The organism is Streptomyces sp. NPDC048353 (assembly GCF_055587165.1).
Genome location: NZ_JBVJGU010000001.1, coordinates 1136553 through 1152366 on the forward strand (window position 1 = coordinate 1136553; position 15814 = coordinate 1152366).

Annotated in this window: 12 protein-coding genes; 7 read left to right on the forward strand and 5 right to left on the reverse strand. The window is 71.7% G+C overall.

Annotated features, from left to right (window positions below; all coding sequences use genetic code 11):
* Nucleotides 1–169: 169 nt before the first annotated feature.
* The gene (locus ACZ6RC_RS05065; RefSeq protein WP_469579344.1) at nucleotides 170–703 is read right to left on the reverse strand and encodes a methylated-DNA--[protein]-cysteine S-methyltransferase; all 534 of its coding nucleotides are present in this window, start codon (nucleotides 701–703) and stop codon (nucleotides 170–172) included.
* A 183-nt stretch (nucleotides 704–886) separates the two neighbouring features.
* Here ACZ6RC_RS05065 and ACZ6RC_RS05070 point away from each other — a divergent pair, with 183 nt between their 5' ends.
* From ACZ6RC_RS05070 to ACZ6RC_RS05090, 5 genes are all read left to right on the forward strand, one after another.
* The gene (locus tag ACZ6RC_RS05070) at nucleotides 887–1801 is read left to right on the forward strand and encodes an MHYT domain-containing protein (RefSeq protein ID WP_391140611.1); all 915 of its coding nucleotides are present in this window, start codon (nucleotides 887–889) and stop codon (nucleotides 1799–1801) included.
* Between the two features lie 71 nt (nucleotides 1802–1872).
* Nucleotides 1873–4005 (forward strand): excinuclease ABC subunit UvrB, encoded by a 2133-nt coding sequence (gene uvrB / locus ACZ6RC_RS05075; RefSeq protein WP_469579347.1) that lies wholly within the window; start codon nucleotides 1873–1875, stop codon nucleotides 4003–4005.
* A gap of 152 nt (nucleotides 4006–4157) precedes the next feature.
* Entirely contained in the window at nucleotides 4158–4736 is a 579-nt protein-coding gene (locus tag ACZ6RC_RS05080; RefSeq protein ID WP_391140609.1) for a TerD family protein, read from the forward strand.
* Nucleotides 4737–4834: 98 nt separating this feature from the next.
* Nucleotides 4835–6808, forward strand: a complete 1974-nt coding sequence (locus tag ACZ6RC_RS05085) for a TerD family protein (protein WP_469579349.1) — start codon at nucleotides 4835–4837, stop codon at nucleotides 6806–6808.
* A gap of 231 nt (nucleotides 6809–7039) precedes the next feature.
* Complete coding sequence (locus ACZ6RC_RS05090; protein ID WP_453615138.1) at nucleotides 7040–8035, forward strand: TerC family protein; 996 nt, start codon at nucleotides 7040–7042, stop codon at nucleotides 8033–8035.
* Nucleotides 8036–8153: 118 nt separating this feature from the next.
* On the opposite strand, the gene ACZ6RC_RS05095 is transcribed toward ACZ6RC_RS05090, so the two are convergent.
* The 3 genes from ACZ6RC_RS05095 to ACZ6RC_RS05105 all read right to left on the reverse strand — a co-directional run bounded on the left by ACZ6RC_RS05095 (nucleotide 8154) and on the right by ACZ6RC_RS05105 (nucleotide 11001).
* Nucleotides 8154–9431: an MFS transporter gene (locus ACZ6RC_RS05095; RefSeq protein ID WP_391140606.1), complete on the reverse strand. Its 1278-nt coding sequence runs from the start codon at nucleotides 9429–9431 to the stop codon at nucleotides 8154–8156.
* A 139-nt stretch (nucleotides 9432–9570) separates the two neighbouring features.
* Nucleotides 9571–10227, reverse strand: coding sequence for an MBL fold metallo-hydrolase (locus tag ACZ6RC_RS05100; RefSeq protein ID WP_469579352.1), 657 nt, complete (start codon nucleotides 10225–10227; stop codon nucleotides 9571–9573).
* A gap of 84 nt (nucleotides 10228–10311) precedes the next feature.
* Entirely contained in the window at nucleotides 10312–11001 is a 690-nt protein-coding gene (locus ACZ6RC_RS05105) for a maleylpyruvate isomerase family mycothiol-dependent enzyme (protein WP_469579354.1), read from the reverse strand.
* 197 nt (nucleotides 11002–11198) lie between these two features.
* On the opposite strand from ACZ6RC_RS05105, the gene uvrA reads away from it, so the two are divergent.
* Nucleotides 11199–14207, forward strand: a complete 3009-nt coding sequence (gene uvrA, locus ACZ6RC_RS05110) for an excinuclease ABC subunit UvrA (protein ID WP_391140603.1) — start codon at nucleotides 11199–11201, stop codon at nucleotides 14205–14207.
* A gap of 39 nt (nucleotides 14208–14246) precedes the next feature.
* On the opposite strand, the gene ACZ6RC_RS05115 is transcribed toward uvrA, so the two are convergent.
* A complete protein-coding gene (locus tag ACZ6RC_RS05115) occupies nucleotides 14247–15143 on the reverse strand; it encodes a carbohydrate kinase family protein (RefSeq protein WP_469579356.1) in 897 nt (298 codons plus the stop codon).
* A 148-nt stretch (nucleotides 15144–15291) separates the two neighbouring features.
* Here ACZ6RC_RS05115 and ACZ6RC_RS05120 point away from each other — a divergent pair, with 148 nt between their 5' ends.
* The gene (locus tag ACZ6RC_RS05120) at nucleotides 15292–15717 is read left to right on the forward strand and encodes a Rieske (2Fe-2S) protein (RefSeq protein WP_391140601.1); all 426 of its coding nucleotides are present in this window, start codon (nucleotides 15292–15294) and stop codon (nucleotides 15715–15717) included.
* Nucleotides 15718–15814 lie beyond the last annotated feature (97 nt).

The window sequence follows — 15814 nt, forward strand, 5'->3', positions numbered from 1 at the left end:
AGGCCCCGGGAGGTCCAGCCGCCGCACCCCCGGCCCCCCGGCCCCGCCGGTCCGGCACCCCCCGACGCCCGGCCCCCTGGCCTCCCGGTGCCTGGCCCCGGGAGGTCCAGCCGCCGCACCCCCGGCCCCCCGGCCCCGCCGGTCCGGCGCCCCGCGGCGCCCGCCCCCCTCAGAACAGTGGCTCCGGCAGGACCCCCTCCAGGGCGAGCAGTCTCCGTTTCGTCTCTAGGCCGCCACCGAAGCCGCCGAGCCCGCCGTCGCTCTCCACCACCCGGTGGCACGGCACGACGAGCGGCAGCGGGTTGGAGCCCATCGCCGCCCCGACCGCCTGGGCCGCGCCCGGCTGCCCCACCCGCTTCGCCAGGTCTCCGTACCCCACCACCGTCCCGTACGGCACAGAGTCCGCCAGCGCGCGCAGCACCTGCCGGTTGAATCCGGCCGTCAGCGTCCAGTCCAGCGGTATGTCGAAGCGGTGCAGATCACCGGAGAAGTACTCCGCGAGCCGGCGTATCGGCTCGGCGAGCCGGCCCGTGCCGCTCTCCACCGGAGCGGCTCCCAGCTGCCCGGCGAGCCGGTCGAGCGCCCGCTCCCGCACCGTCTCGTCGGCATGGAAGACCACGCTTACCAGGCCGCGATCGGTCGCGGCCAGCAACAGCGGGCCGATGGAGCTCTCGACGACCGCCCATTCCACCGTGGTGTCCATGCCGCCCACGGTACGACCCGGCACTGACAACACGGTCGGGCATCACGCCGGCCCCACGCGTACCAATTCCCGGACCGCGTGGTCGTGCGGCCGCCCGCGCGCCATAATCTCGCCCCGTAGTACTACTCAGCGGTACCGACTGTTTTCGGACGACGTTGCGCCACGGGTGGAGGACTCACGCTCATGCAGGGCACGGTCGACGGATTCAGCTACGGCCTGGTCACGCCGGTGGCCGCCTACCTCATGGCCTGCCTCGGCGGCGCCCTCGGGCTGCGCTGCACCACCAGATCGCTGCGCAACCGGGAGAGCTTCAAGGCCGGCTGGCTGGTCCTGGGCGCCACCTCGATCGGCACCGGCATCTGGACGATGCACTTCATCGCCATGATGGGCTTCTCGGTCCGGCAGGTCCCCATCGGCTACGACCGGCCGCTGACCTTCGCGAGTCTCGGCGTCGCCGTCCTCATGGTCGGCATCGGCATCTTCATCGTCGGGTACCGCGGCGCCACGCGCCTCACCCTGGTCACCGGCGGCACGATCACCGGCCTCGGCATCGCCACCATGCACTACCTCGGCATGGCGGGCATGCGGCTCCACGGGCGCATCGAGTACGACACCCCCACCGTCGCCCTCTCCGTGGTCATCGCGGTCGTGGCGGCCACCGCCGCCCTCTGGGCCGCCGTCTCGGTGCACGGCTTCCTGGCCAGCCTGGGGGCCAGCATGGTGATGGGCCTCGCGGTCAGCGGCATGCATTACACCGCCATGGCGGCGGTCCACGTCAACCTGTACGCCGAGGGCACCTCGCCGGTCGTCGGCGACTCCGCCACCTCCCTGCTGCTGCCGATGCTGATCGGCCCCGGGGTCTTCCTCCTCCTGGCGGCGGTCGTCGTGATGTTCGACCCGCTGCTCGTCATGGGGGAGCCGGACTGGCAGCGCCCCGCCTCCCAGGGCGGCCCCCGGCCCGGCGTGCCCGCGCCGCGCCGCCCGGCCGCCTACGGTGAGCCCGCCAACTGGGCGGCCAAGCCGCCGTCGGGCCGGGGGGCGCGCCGGGGCGGCCGCGGCGGCACCCAGCGCGGCGTCCACCGCTCCCAGGACTGGTGACCGGGCCGCCGTCGCCCGGCCCGCGCCCCGTTCACCGCCCGACTGTCAGTGGGGGGTCGTACGGTGGTTGCATGCGGCCCGTTTCCCAGATCGAACGTACGGTGGCGCCTTTCGAGGTCGTCAGTCCCTACCAGCCCAGCGGCGACCAGCCGACGGCCATCGCCGACCTCGACCGGCGCGTTCGCGCCGGCGAGAAGGACGTCGTCCTGCTCGGTGCCACCGGCACCGGAAAGTCCGCGACCACCGCCTGGATGATCGAGAAGCTCCAGCGCCCCACGCTGGTGATGGCGCCGAACAAGACGCTGGCCGCCCAGCTGGCGAACGAGTTCCGCGAGCTCCTGCCGAACAACGCCGTCGAGTACTTCGTCTCGTACTACGACTACTACCAGCCCGAGGCGTACGTCCCGCAGTCGGACACCTACATCGAGAAGGACTCCTCGATCAACGAGGAGGTCGAGCGGCTGCGCCACTCCGCGACGAACTCGCTGCTCACCCGCCGTGACGTCATCGTGGTCGCCTCCGTCTCCTGCATCTACGGCCTCGGTACGCCCCAGGAGTACGTCGACCGGATGGTTTCGCTCAAGGTGGGCGAGGAGATCGACCGGGACCAGCTGCTGCGCCGCTTCGTCGACATCCAGTACGCGCGCAACGACCTGGCGTTCACCCGCGGCACCTTCCGCGTCCGCGGCGACACCATCGAGATCTTCCCGGTCTACGAAGAGCTCGCCGTCCGCATCGAGATGTTCGGTGACGAGATCGAGGCCCTCTCCACGCTCCACCCGCTCACCGGCGAGGTCATCAGCGACGACCGAGAGCTGTACGTCTTCCCCGCCAGCCACTATGTGGCGGGTCCTGAGCGCATGGAGAAGGCGATCAACGGCATCGAGCGGGAACTCGAGACCCGCCTCGCCGAGCTCGACAAGCAGGGCAAGATGCTGGAATCCCAGCGCCTGCGCATGCGCACCACGTACGACATCGAGATGATGCGCCAGATCGGCTCCTGCTCCGGCATCGAGAACTATTCGATGCACTTCGACGACCGCGAGCCGGGCTCCGCGCCCAACACCCTCCTCGACTACTTTCCCGAGGACTTCCTGCTCGTCATCGACGAGTCGCACGTCACCGTGCCGCAGATCGGCGCCATGTACGAGGGCGACGCCTCCCGCAAGCGGACCCTGGTCGACCACGGCTTCCGGCTCCCCTCGGCGCTCGACAACCGCCCGCTGAAGTGGGAGGAGTTCCAGGAGCGGATCGGCCAGACGGTCTACCTCTCCGCCACCCCCGGGGCGTACGAATTGTCGCGCGGCGACGGTTTCGTCGAGCAGATCATCCGCCCCACCGGCCTGGTCGACCCCGAGGTCGTCGTCAAGCCCACCGAGGGCCAGATCGACGACCTGGTCCACGAGATCCGGCTGCGCACCGAGAGGGACGAGCGCGTCCTCGTCACCACCCTCACCAAGAAGATGTCCGAGGACCTCACCGACTACTTCCTGGAGCTGGGCATCCAGGTCCGCTACCTCCACAGCGACGTCGACACCCTGCGCCGTATCGAGCTGCTGCGCGAGCTGCGGGCGGGTGAGTACGACGTCCTGGTCGGCATCAACCTGCTCCGGGAGGGCCTCGACCTGCCCGAGGTCTCCCTCGTCGCCATCCTCGACGCCGACAAGCAGGGCTTCCTGCGCTCGGGCACCTCCCTGATCCAGACCATCGGCCGCGCGGCGCGCAACGTCTCGGGCCAGGTCCACATGTACGCGGACACGATCACGCCCGCGATGGAGAAGGCCATCGACGAGACCAACCGGCGCCGCGAGAAGCAGATCGCGTACAACACCGCCCACGGCATCGACCCCCAGCCACTGCGCAAGAAGATCAACGACATCGTCGCCACGATCGCGCGCGAGGAGGTCGACACCGAGCAGCTGCTGGGCACCGGGTACCGCCAGGGCAAGGACGGCAAGAGCGCCAAGGCCCCCGTGCCCTCCCTCGCCGCCCACAGCGTCAAGGGCAAGGGCGGAAAGGCCGGTTCCACCCTCGAGCTGGGCGACCGGCCGGCCACCGAACTGGCGTCGATCATCGAGGAGATGACCGACCGGATGCGCGCCGCCGCGGCGGAGCTGCAGTTCGAGGTGGCGGCCCGGCTCCGTGACGAAGTGGGAGAGCTGAAGAAGGAGTTGCGCCAGATGAAGGAGGCGGGTCTCGCCTGACAGCGCCGCGCCCCGGACGCCGTCCGGTGTGTTGCAAGACCGACACAAAACCGGACGGCGGCTGCTGCGCCGTCCGCCCCCCTGCGTAGGGTGCTGCCAACCGCACGCACAGCAGAGACGGCCGCGGGGATCGCAACGAGAGGGGACAGCGCGTGACGGTCAACATGACCAAGGGTCAGGCCATCAGCCTGGAGAAGCAGGGCGGGGGCGCCCTTACCTCGGTACGGATGGGGCTCGGCTGGCAGGCGGCTCCGCGCCGCGGACTGTTCGGCTCGCGCACCCGGGAGGTCGACCTGGACGCCTCCGCGGTGCTCTTCGCGGACAAGCAGCCGGTGGACGTGGTCTTCTTCCGCCATCTGGTCAGCGACGACGGCTCGGTCCGTCACACCGGTGACAACCTGGTCGGCGGCGCCGGTCAGGGCGGCGACGACGAGTCGATCCTGGTCGACCTGCAGCGCGTCCCCGTCCACATCGACCAGATCGTCTTCACCGTGAACTCCTTCACCGGTCAGACGTTCCAGGAGGTCCAGAACGCCTTCTGCCGGATCGTCGACGAGACCAACGGCCAGGAGCTCGCGCGCTACACCCTGGACGGCGGCGGCCAGTACACCGCGCAGATCATGGCGAAGGTGCACCGGGCCGGCTCCGGCTGGCAGATGACCGCCCTGGGCAACCCGGCCAACGGCCGGACGTTCCAGGACCTGATGCCCGCGATCCTGCCGCATCTGTAGACGGCACCCGCAGGCGAACCCACAGCTCCCGGAGGCAGCAGGCCGCCGGGAGCTGTCCCACATGATCCACACGGAAAGACGCTGAGGGGACAGAGTCGATGACGGCCGAGCTGGTCCGCGGGCAGAACCACCCCCTGCCCCACACCCGACTGGAGGTCCGGGTGTCGGCCGGGCATGCGGTCGTCGCCGGAGCCACCCTCGGCGACGAGGGGGGCAGGGTGGCCGGCGTCGAGTGGATCGCCCATCCGGGATCGCCCTCGCTGCCCGGCATCGAGGTCTCGCAGCAGGCCGCCGCCGACCACCGCCTCGCCGTCGACCTCGAAGCGCTGCCGCACGCCGTGCACCGGGTCTCGGTCCTCCTGGCGCTGCCCGTCGGCGTCGGCGGGCCGTCCTGTTTCGGCGCCGTCGCCGCCCCCTTCGTGGCCGTCACCGGCCTCGACGGCGTCGAGATCGCCAGCTTCACCCTCACCGGCCTCGACCGGGAGTCCGCCGTCGTCGCCCTGGAGCTGTACCGCCGCCAGGGCGGCTGGAAGGTCCGCGCCGTCGGCCAGGGGTACGAAGGCGGCCTCGCGGCCATGCTCGGCGACCAGGGCGTGGAGCGGCCCGCGGAACTCGCGGCGACCGTCCTGGATGCCGTCGCCCGGGGCATGGCCCGTTCCGTCTCCGCCCCGCCGCCGCGCGTCCCCGACACCGAGCGGGTACGCCACTCCTCGCCCGTGGCGGCCTCCGACGCGGCTCCGACGCTGCCGGTGACGCCCCCGCCGGCCACCACGCCCGCCCTGCCCGCCGACGCGCCCGTCACGCCCCCGGCCCCCGTCACGCCCCCGGCCCCCGCCTCGGCCGCGGCCTCCGGCGCCCCGACCCCCGGCGGGGGCATCAGTTACGCCCACCCCCGCCGCCAGGCGGCCGCCCCCCAGCCTCAGCCGGCCCAGGCCCCGCCCGTTCCCGTCGCCGGGGACGCCTCCGGGTGGTCCATGGAGGAGCGGCTCTACAACCAGGTGTGGGGCATGTTCGAGGACCTCGCCCGCAGCACCGCCGCGTACCGCAGCGCCTGCGACTTCGCCGAGTCCCGCCTCGACCAGGAGATCGACCGGGCCCTGTCCGACCCCCGCAGCCGGATCGGCGGTGCCGGGGACGCCGCCCGCGAGGCGGCCCGCTCCCGGCACGACGAGCTGACCGCCCGCGCCCAGGAGGCCCTGGACCGGGACCTCGACCAGCTGGCGGCGGAGGCCGAGGTCGTCGAACCGGCCCTGCCCACCGCCTTCGCCCGCTGGGACAACCCCGTCTGGCACGCCTACCGCGTCCCCATGGAGGTCCCGATGGCCGTGCGCCTGGGCGACCTCCACCTTCCCGAGCGCACCGGGCTGCGGATCCCCATGCTGGTCCGCCTCCCGCTGGAGCGCGGACTGTGGGTGGACAGCGGCCGCGGCCACTCCGAGGCGGCGAACCTGCTCGACGAGACGGAGCTGCGCCGCCTCGCGCTGGACACCGCCGTCGCGCACGCCGCCCGGCTGCTGGCCGTGTACCCCTCCGGCGAGTTCACCGTCCATGTCATCGACCCGGCCGGCGCGGGCGCCGCGTCCCTCGCCCCGCTCGCCGAGGCGGGGGTCCTCGCGAGCCCTCCGGCCGCCGGGGCCGCCGGGGTCGGCGCCGTCCTGGCCCGGCTCACCGAACGGGTCGACCTGGTCCAGATGGCCGTGCGGGCCGGTGCCCCCGACGCGCTGCCGCCCGGCGTGGACATCGCCGAGCAGCTGCTGATCGTCCACGACTTCCCGCACGGCTTCGACGACCGGGCGGTCACCCAGCTCCGCTACCTCGCCGACGAGGGCCCGTCCGTCGGCGTCCACCTGATGATGGTGGCGGACCGGGAGGAGGCCTCGGCGTACGGCCCCGTCCTCGATCCGTTGTGGCGCTCCCTGCTCCGGATCACCCCGGTGGCCGACGACCACCTCGCCGACCCGTGGGTCGGTCACGCGTGGACGTACGAGCCGCCGCGCATCCCGGACGGGAGCCATGTGCTCCGTACGGTCCTGGCACAGGTCGCCGAGGCCCGTCGCCAAGGGGGCCGCTGACCTGCCTCCTTGGGCTCTCTTTACCCTCTCCTTTACCTTTTCTTGGGTCTTCGGGTAGTCTTCATGGCGCGGAGGGGAGTACTCCCCATGTGCGGCGTTCCCGTCAATACGGACAGATCGTGAGCGGTCTGATCCCGGGGCGTCGGCCCGGCCCGTCACGGACGGTCCCGGGTGGAAGAGACCTCCGGCAGCGACGACGCTGATCAGTAGCCGTACGACGCCGGAGGCGCAGTGGACGTTTCAATGACTCTCTGGGTGCTGACCATTCTCGGTCTCACCGCCCTGATCGGTATCGACTTCCTCATCGGGCGCAAGCCCCATGACGTGTCGATCAAGGAAGCCGGAATCTGGACGATCGTCTGGATCGTCCTGGCCGCGCTCTTCGGCCTCGGTCTGTTGTTCTTCGGCAACAGCCAGGCGTCGGGCGAGTTCTTCGCCGGCTTCATCACCGAGAAGTCGCTCAGTGTCGACAACCTCTTCGTCTTCGTCCTGATCATGGCGAAGTTCTCGGTGCCCTCCCACCTCCAGCAGCGCGTGCTGCTCGTGGGTGTGCTGATCGCCCTGGTGCTCCGCGCGATCTTCATCGCCGCCGGCGCCACGATCATCGCCAGCTTCTCCTGGGTCTTCTACATCTTCGGCGCGTTCCTGATCTACACCGCCTGGAAGCTCATCCAGGAGGCCCGCGCCGACGAGGACGAGGACGAGTGGGAGGAGAACCGCCTCCTCAAGTCCGTCGAGAAGCGGTTCGGCGTCGCGGACAAGTACCACGGCACCAAGCTCTTCATCCAGGTCAACGGCAAGCGGGTGCTGACGCCGCTGATGGTCGTCATGCTGGCCATCGGCACCACCGACATCCTCTTCGCCCTCGACTCGATCCCCGCGATCTTCGGCCTGACCCAGGACCCGTACATCGTCTTCACCGCCAACGCCTTCGCCCTGATGGGTCTGCGACAGCTGTACTTCCTGATCGGCGGCCTGCTGAAGAAGCTGGTCCACCTCAGCTACGGCCTGTCGGTGATCCTCGGCTTCATCGGCGTGAAGCTGGTGCTGCACGCACTGCACGAATCCGGGGTGCACGTCCCCGAGATCTCCATCCCGTTCTCGCTCGCCGTCATCTGCGGCGTCCTGGTCATCACCACGATCACCAGCCTGATCGCCTCCAAGAAGCAGGCGCAGCGCGAGGCGGCCGAGGCCGGCGAGGCCGAGAAGGACAGCGTCGAGGCCTGACCGTCCCGACGGCACGACACGCCGGTACAAGAGAGCACCGCGGCCGGCGCGGGCGGTACACCACCGCCCGCGCCGGCCGCGGCGCGTCTCCGGCCCCCCCGGGAGCCCAAGCGATGCCCTAGACCCGCGCCAGCTCTGGGGCCTCCTCGCGGGCCGGCAGTGTCTCCGGCAGCAGCGCGAAGCAGCCCAGACTCACCAGCGCCACCACCGTCAGATAGACCGCCACGCCCCACGGCGTGCCCGCGCCGGTCGAGACGGCCGTCGCCACGATGGGCGTCAGCGCCCCGCCGAGGACCCCGGCGAGGTTGTAGCCGACCGCCGCGCCCGTGCACCGCACCCTCGGCTCGTACAGCTCCGGGAGGTACGCGGCGACCACCGCGAACATCGTGATGAACGCCAGCAACGCGCCCGTGAAGCCGAGGAACATGAGCACCGGCCGGCCGGTGTGCAGCAGGGCCACCATCGGGAACATCCAGAGCGCCGAGGCGGCGCAGCCCACCAGGCAGAGCGGCCGACGGCCGTGCCGGTCGCCGAGGATCGCCACGAACGGCGTCACCACGCCGCTGATCGCCACCGCCCCCATGACGCAGACCAGCATCACCGTGCGGTCGATCCCCAGCCGCTCGGTGCCGTACGCCAGGGCCCAGGTCGACACCGTGTAGAAGACCGCGTACCCCACCGCGAGCGCGCCGGCGGTCAGCAGCACCAGACGCCAGTGATCGCGCGCCACCTCCGCCAGAGGCGCGTTCGCCCGCTTTCCGGCCGCGCTCAGCGCCTCGAACTGCGGTGTCTCCGCCAGCGAGGAGCGCAGCAGCAGACCGCCCGCCGCGAGCAGCCCGGCCGCCCAGAACGGCACCCGCCACCCCCACTCGCGGAACTGCGCGTCGGTCAGCCCGGCGGAGAGCGCCAGCATCACGCCGTTGGCCAGCAGGAACCCCACCGGGGGGCCGATCTGCGGAAAGCTCGACCACAGGGCGCGCCGCCCGGCGGGCGCGTGCTCGGCCGTCAGCAGCACCGCCCCGCCCCACTCGCCGCCGAGCCCGAGCCCCTGCAGGAACCGCAGGGCGAGGAGGAGGACGGGGGCGGTGATGCCGAGGGTCGCGTACGTGGGGACACAGCCGACGGCGACCGTGGCGCAGCCGGTCAGCACCAGGGAGGCGAACATGACCGGTCGCCGTCCGTAGCGGTCGCCGATGTGGCCGAAGAGGGCCGAGCCGAGCGGGCGGGCGACGAAGCCCACGGCGAAGGTGCCGAAGGCGGCCAGGGTCCCGGCGAGCGGGGAGAAGGTCGGGAAGAACAGCGGGCCGAGGACGAGCGCGGCGGCCGTTCCGTAGACGAAGAAGTCGAAGAACTCGATGGCCGTGCCGACGAGGGAGGCGGCGGCGAGCCGCGCCATGGAGGGAGCGGACGGCGGACGCGGAGAGTGACTGTCGTGCATGCCGCGCCAACTACCCGTCGACGGGGAGGGTTACGGGGGCGCGTGGGAGCGCACGACCCGAGGCCGTGCGCCCGTCCGCACGGGCCGGGAGCGGCCGCTACCAGCCGCGCTCGCGCCACGTGGCGAGATGCGGCCGCTCGTCGCCGAGGGTGGTGTCCTTGCCGTGCCCGGGATAGACCCAGGTCTCGTCGGGCAGGGCGTCGAAGAGCTTGGTCCGGACGTCGTGGAGGAGGCTGGCGAAGGCCTCCGGGTCCTTCCAGGTGTTTCCCACGCCGCCGGGGAAGAGGCAGTCGCCGGTGAAGACGTGCGGGTGGCCGTGCGGGTCGTCGTAGACCAGGGCGATCGAGCCGGGGGTGTGACCGACCAGGTGCCGTGCGGTCAGCTCGACCCGGCCGACCCGGATCGTGTCGCCGTCCTCGACGCGCACCTCGGTCGGGACCGGGATCCCGTCGGCGTCGTACGCGCCGGCGTACGTCCGCGCGCCGGTCGCGGCGACCACCGCGGCGAGGGCCTGCCAGTGGTCGCCGTGCTGGTGGGTGGTGACGACGGAGGCGATGCCGTCGTCACCGATCAGCGTCAGCAGCGTCTCGGCATCGTTGGCCGCGTCGATCAGCAGCTGCTCGCCGGTCGCCCGGCAGCGCAGCAGATAGGCGTTGTTGTCCATCGGGCCCACTGCGACCTTGGAGATCATCAGGTCCGACAGCTCGTGCACGTCCGCAGGTCCGCCGACCTTCACTGCTCCGCTGTACGTCATGGGTGCCAGCCTAGGGCCTTTCGGGCCGCTCCTGCCGGGGTCGTGACAAGACACCCCCCGGGCGTCGGGCGCCGACGCTGAGGGTCACAACGCCGGCAGCTGCGGGAGCGGACCGCCCTCCACCTTGAGGGCCGAGCCGTCGCGGCGTCCGGCGAGCCAGCCGAGCAGCTCCGGCGCGGGCCCGGACACGGTCACCGGGCCGCCGGACGCCCCGCCGCCGGTCGTCCACTCCCGGCCGCTCTCGGCCCGGACGCCGGTCGGCGGCACGTCCCGGTGCCCGCGGAACCGCTCCGTCAGGAAGTCGATCTCCCGCTGGACGAACTCCTCCGGCAGGTCCTCCAGCTCGTAGCCGGTCCCGAGGTCGACGTGGTGCAGGGCGACCTCCACCCAGCGGCGGAAGGGGATTCGCGCGGCGCGGTCGGTGACGCCGTTGCGGAGCTCCACGGTCCGCTCCCAGTCGGCGGGTTCGGCGCCCAGGGCGTCGAACCGCGCGGCGGTCGCGCGGACGTCGGCGAGCTGCGCGTCGAGGGGGCGGGCGGCGTCCCGCTCGATGTCGGCGTCGCGCGCCTCGGCGGAGATGTACATGGGCCGGCCCTGGAGGACGTTCACCAGAGCGTCGGCGTTGCGGGCGAGGTGGGCGAGGACATGGCCGCGGCTCCAGCCGGGAAGCCGTGACGGCAGGGCCACCGCCGCGTTGTCCCATGCGGCGGCCGCGGTGAGGAGTCGGTCGGTCGCCTGGCGTACAGAGTCCAGGTCACGTACGTGGTCGATCATGGCGCCGACCCTAGCGCCGCCACTCGTTCGGGTGAAGCGGTCGGTGCACGGCCGGAAATCGAATGTGCGTGCTATAGGCTCGCAGGAAGCATCCGGCATCCTTGGTTGTTGGGTATGCAGGCACACATTCAGGCACATCGGACATCCTGTGACCCCCTCCCTGTGCCTCCGCTCTCTCAAGAAAGGTGCGGACCGGCGTGGCCGACCGTCTCATCGTTCGTGGCGCTCGCGAGCACAATCTGAAAAACGTCTCGCTCGACCTCCCGCGTGACTCCCTCATCGTCTTCACCGGGCTCTCCGGGTCGGGCAAGTCCTCCCTCGCGTTCGACACGATCTTCGCCGAGGGACAGCGCCGGTACGTCGAGTCGCTCTCGTCGTACGCCCGGCAGTTCCTCGGCCAGATGGACAAGCCGGACGTCGACTTCATCGAGGGTCTCTCGCCCGCCGTCTCCATCGACCAGAAGTCGACCTCGCGCAACCCGCGCTCGACGGTCGGCACCATCACGGAGGTCTACGACTACCTCCGGCTGCTCTTCGCGCGCATCGGCAAGCCGCACTGTCCCGAGTGCCGCCGGCCGATCTCGCGGCAGTCGCCGCAGGCCATCGTCGACAGGGTCCTGGAGCTGCCCGAGGGCAGCCGCTTCCAGGTCCTCTCGCCCCTCGTGCGCGAGCGCAAGGGCGAGTTCGTCGACCTCTTCGCCGACCTCCAGACCAAGGGCTACAGCCGGGCCCGCGTCGACGGCGTGACCGTACAGCTGAGCGAACCGCCGACGCTGAAGAAGCAGGAGAAGCACACGATCGAGGTAGTCGTCGACCGCCTCACCGTCAAGGAAGGCGCCAAGCGCCGGCTCACCGACTCCGTCGAGACCGCGCTCGGTCTCTCCGGCGGCATGGTCGTGCTCGACTTCGTCGACCTCGCCGAGGACGACCCCGAGCGCGAGCGGATGTACTCGGAGCACCTCTACTGCCCGTACGACGACCTCTCCTTCGAGGAGCTGGAGCCACGCTCCTTCTCCTTCAACTCGCCCTTCGGCGCCTGCCCCGACTGCACGGGCATCGGCACCCGCATGGAGGTCGACCCCGAGCTGATCGTCCCGGACCCGGACAAGTCCCTCGACGAGGGCGCCATCCACCCCTGGTCCCACGGCCACACCAGGGAGTACTTCGGCCGGCTCATCGGCGGACTCTCCCAGGCGCTCGGCTTCCGTACGGACATCGCGTACGCCGGACTCCCGCAGCGGGCCAAGAAGGCCCTGATGCACGGCCACAAGACCCAGGTCGAGGTCCGCTACCGCAACCGCTACGGACGGGAGCGGGCGTACACCACCCCCGCCTTCGAAGGCGCCGTCTCCTTCGTCAAGCGGCGCCACAGCGAGGCCGAGAGCGACTCCAGCCGCGAGCGCTTCGAGGGCTACATGCGCGAGGTGCCGTGCCCCACCTGCGAGGGCACCCGCCTCAAGCCGATCGTCCTCGCCGTCACGGTCATGGAGCGCTCCATCGCCGAGGTCTCGGCGATGTCGATCAGCGACTGCGCCGACTTCCTCGGCCGCCTGAAGCTCAACGCCCGCGACAAGAAGATCGCCGAGCGGGTCCTGAAGGAGGTCAACGAACGACTGCGCTTCCTCGTCGACGTCGGCCTGGACTATCTCTCCCTCAACCGCGCGGCCGGCACGCTCTCCGGCGGCGAGGCCCAGCGCATCCGGCTCGCCACCCAGATCGGCTCCGGCCTCGTCGGCGTGCTCTACGTCCTCGACGAGCCGTCCATCGGCCTGCACCAGCGGGACAACCACCGGCTCATCGAGACCCTGGTCCGCCTGCGGGACATGGGCAACACCCTCATCGTCGTGGAGCACGACGAGGACACGATCAAGGTCGCCGACTGGGTCGTCGACATCGGTCCCGGTGCCGGCGAGCACGGCGGCAAGGTCGTCCACTCCGGGCCCCTGGCCGAACTGCTCGCCAACGAGGAGTCGATGACCGGGCAGTACCTCTCCGGCCGCCGGGCCATCGGGACGCCGGACATCCGCCGTCCCGTCGACCCCTCGCGCCGGCTCACCGTGCACGGCGCCCGGGAGAACAACCTCCAGGACATCGACGTCTCCTTCCCCCTGGGGGTCCTCACGGCCGTCACCGGCGTCTCCGGCTCCGGCAAGTCGACCCTGGTCAACGACATCCTCTACACCCACCTGGCGCGCGAGCTGAACGGCGCCAAGTCGGTCCCCGGGCGCCACACGCGCGTGGAGGGCGACGACCTCGTCGACAAGGTCGTCCACGTCGACCAGTCGCCGATCGGCCGCACCCCGCGGTCGAACCCGGCGACCTACACCGGCGTCTTCGACCACGTCCGGCGGCTCTTCGCCGAGACGATGGAGGCGAAGGTCCGCGGCTATCTGCCCGGCCGGTTCTCCTTCAACGTCAAGGGCGGACGCTGCGAGAACTGCTCCGGCGACGGCACCATCAAGATCGAGATGAACTTCCTCCCGGACGTCTACGTCCCGTGCGAGGTCTGCCACGGCGCCCGGTACAACCGGGAGACCCTGGAGGTCCACTACAAGGGCAAGTCCATCGCCGAGGTCCTGGACATGCCGATCGAGGAGGCGCTGGACTTCTTCGAGGCCGTCCCGACGATCGCCCGCCACCTGCGCACGCTCCACGAGGTGGGGCTCGGATACGTCCGCCTCGGACAGTCCGCGCCGACCCTCTCCGGCGGCGAGGCGCAGCGCGTCAAGCTCGCCTCCGAACTCCAGAAGCGCTCGACGGGCCGCACGGTCTACGTCCTGGACGAGCCGACGACGGGTCTGCACTTCGAGGACATCTCGAAGCTGATCAAGGTCCTGTCCGGCCTGGTCGACAAGGGCAACTCCGTGATCGTCATCGAGCACAACCTCGATGTCATCAAGACCGCGGACTGGGTCGTCGACATGGGCCCCGAAGGCGGCAGCGGCGGCGGACTCGTGGTCGCCGAGGGCACCCCGGAGGAGGTTGCGTCGGTCCCCGCGAGCCACACGGGCAAGTTCCTCCGCGAGATCCTCGGCGCGGACCGGATCAGCGACGCGGCCATCCCGGCCGCCCGCCGCGGCTCCGGGACGGTGAAGAAGACGGCCGCCAAGAAGACGACGGCCAAGGCGCCCGCCAAGAAGACGGCCGCACCGGCGGCGAAGAAGACCGCCGCGAAGAAGACGGTGACCCGCGCCCGCAAGGCGTGAGCCCGGGGCCGTGGCGCGGGGGACAGCCGCGCCACGGCCTCAGCCGAGTTCGCGCGCGTACGGAGGCTCCGCCCCCGCGCGCGTGCAGGTCAGCGCCGCCGCCCGCGCCGCGTACGTCAGAAGGTCGCTCCAGGCCCCGGCGTCCAGCGTCCCGACAGGACGGTCCGCCAGGCCGTGCAGCAGCGCCGCGTTCACCGTGTCGCCCGCGCCGATCGTGTCCACGACCGGCATCCGGACCGACGGCACCGACACCTCGTACGACGGCGTGAAGACCGTCAGACCCTCCGCGCCCCGGGTCAGGACCACCGCCGACGGGCCCCGGGCCAGCCACTCCGCCGGAGTGCCGCCCAGCCAGGACGCGTCCTCCTCCGAGAGCTTCAGCAGGGAGACGTACGGCAGCCAGCCCGCGAAGCGCTCCCGGTAGGCCGCCGCGTCCGGGATCAGCCCGGCCCGGACGTTCGGGTCGAGGAGCGTGAAGGCGCCCCGGCGCGACTCGCGCCGCAGCAGCGCCTCGTACGCGCTCGCCCCCGGTTCCAGAGCCAGCGAACAGGTGCCGAAGGCGAGCGCCCGCACCCCCGCCGGCAGGGACGGGGGAAGGGCGAAGAGGCGGTCCGCCGTGCCCTCGACGTAGAAGCCGTACCGGGCCGAACCGTCCGCACCCAGGGTCGCGATCGCCAGGGTCGTCGGTTCGGGCCCGCGCTGGACGAGGACGTCGGAGACCCCCGCCGTCCGCAGCCCGGCCACCAGGGCCTCGCCGAAGGCGTCCGTGGAGACCCGCGAGCAGAACGCCACCTCCGCGCCGAGCCGCCCCAGCGCCACGGCCGTGTTGTACGGGCCGCCGCCGGGTCTGGGCACCAGCGGGCCCAGCGGAGAGGGCGGGGCGGCGGCCCCGTCCGGGACCAGGTCGATCAGGGACTCACCGGCGACGACGATCACGCCGTGAACGTAGCCCATGCCCGGGGCGGGCACAGCCCCGCCGGCCCGGCCGCTCCCGGCGGACGCCCGGCCCGGGCGGGGGACGCTCGGAGCGCGCCGGTATCGTCGGGTCGGTCACGTCATGCCCCGATCCGACCGTGGAGTGCTCATGTCCGGCCAGTCCACCCGCCGCACCGTACTGAAAGGCGCCGCCCTCGCCGGTGCCGCCGGGCTGGGTGTCGCCGCCTGCTCCACCGAGTCCAAGCTCGGCCACGCCCAGGTCCCGACCCCGACCGCCCCGGTCGACCTCGGTGCCCCGGACGAGGTGCCCGTCGGCGGCGCCAAGCTCTACCGCGAGCAGCGGGTCCTGGTGAGCTGCCCGGCCCAGGGGCAGTACAAGGCGTTCAGCGCCCAGTGCACCCACGCCGGCTGCGTCCTGGACAAGATCGAGGACAACGAGGGCAACTGCCCCTGCCACGGCAGCCGCTTCGACGTCACCACCGGCAAGGCCCTCCGGGGTCCGGCGACCGTCCCGCTCCCCGAGGTCCCCGTCCGGGTCGTCGGCGGCAAGCTGGTGGCGGGCCCGGAGGCGTAGCACCCGGAGGCACGGCACGGCACGACAGGCCCGGCCCGCTCCCGATCACGCTCGACACTCCTCGTCGGCGTCGGTTCCCCGGGTCCCCCCGCGGGGG

What these genes read in the sequence shown, in the direction of transcription:
- ACZ6RC_RS05065 (WP_469579344.1), bottom strand. Translation starts at nt 703, where the DNA reads ATGGACACCACGGTGGAATGGGCGGTCGTCGAGAGCTCCATCGGCCCG.
- ACZ6RC_RS05070 (WP_391140611.1), top strand. Translation starts at nt 887, where the DNA reads ATGCAGGGCACGGTCGACGGATTCAGCTACGGCCTGGTCACGCCGGTG.
- uvrB (WP_469579347.1), top strand. Translation starts at nt 1,873, where the DNA reads ATGCGGCCCGTTTCCCAGATCGAACGTACGGTGGCGCCTTTCGAGGTC.
- ACZ6RC_RS05085 (WP_469579349.1), top strand. Translation starts at nt 4,835, where the DNA reads ATGACGGCCGAGCTGGTCCGCGGGCAGAACCACCCCCTGCCCCACACC.
- ACZ6RC_RS05095 (WP_391140606.1), bottom strand. Translation starts at nt 9,431, where the DNA reads ATGGCGCGGCTCGCCGCCGCCTCCCTCGTCGGCACGGCCATCGAGTTC.
- ACZ6RC_RS05100 (WP_469579352.1), bottom strand. Translation starts at nt 10,227, where the DNA reads ATGACGTACAGCGGAGCAGTGAAGGTCGGCGGACCTGCGGACGTGCAC.
- ACZ6RC_RS05105 (WP_469579354.1), bottom strand. Translation starts at nt 11,001, where the DNA reads ATGATCGACCACGTACGTGACCTGGACTCTGTACGCCAGGCGACCGAC.
- ACZ6RC_RS05120 (WP_391140601.1), top strand. Translation starts at nt 15,292, where the DNA reads ATGTCCGGCCAGTCCACCCGCCGCACCGTACTGAAAGGCGCCGCCCTC.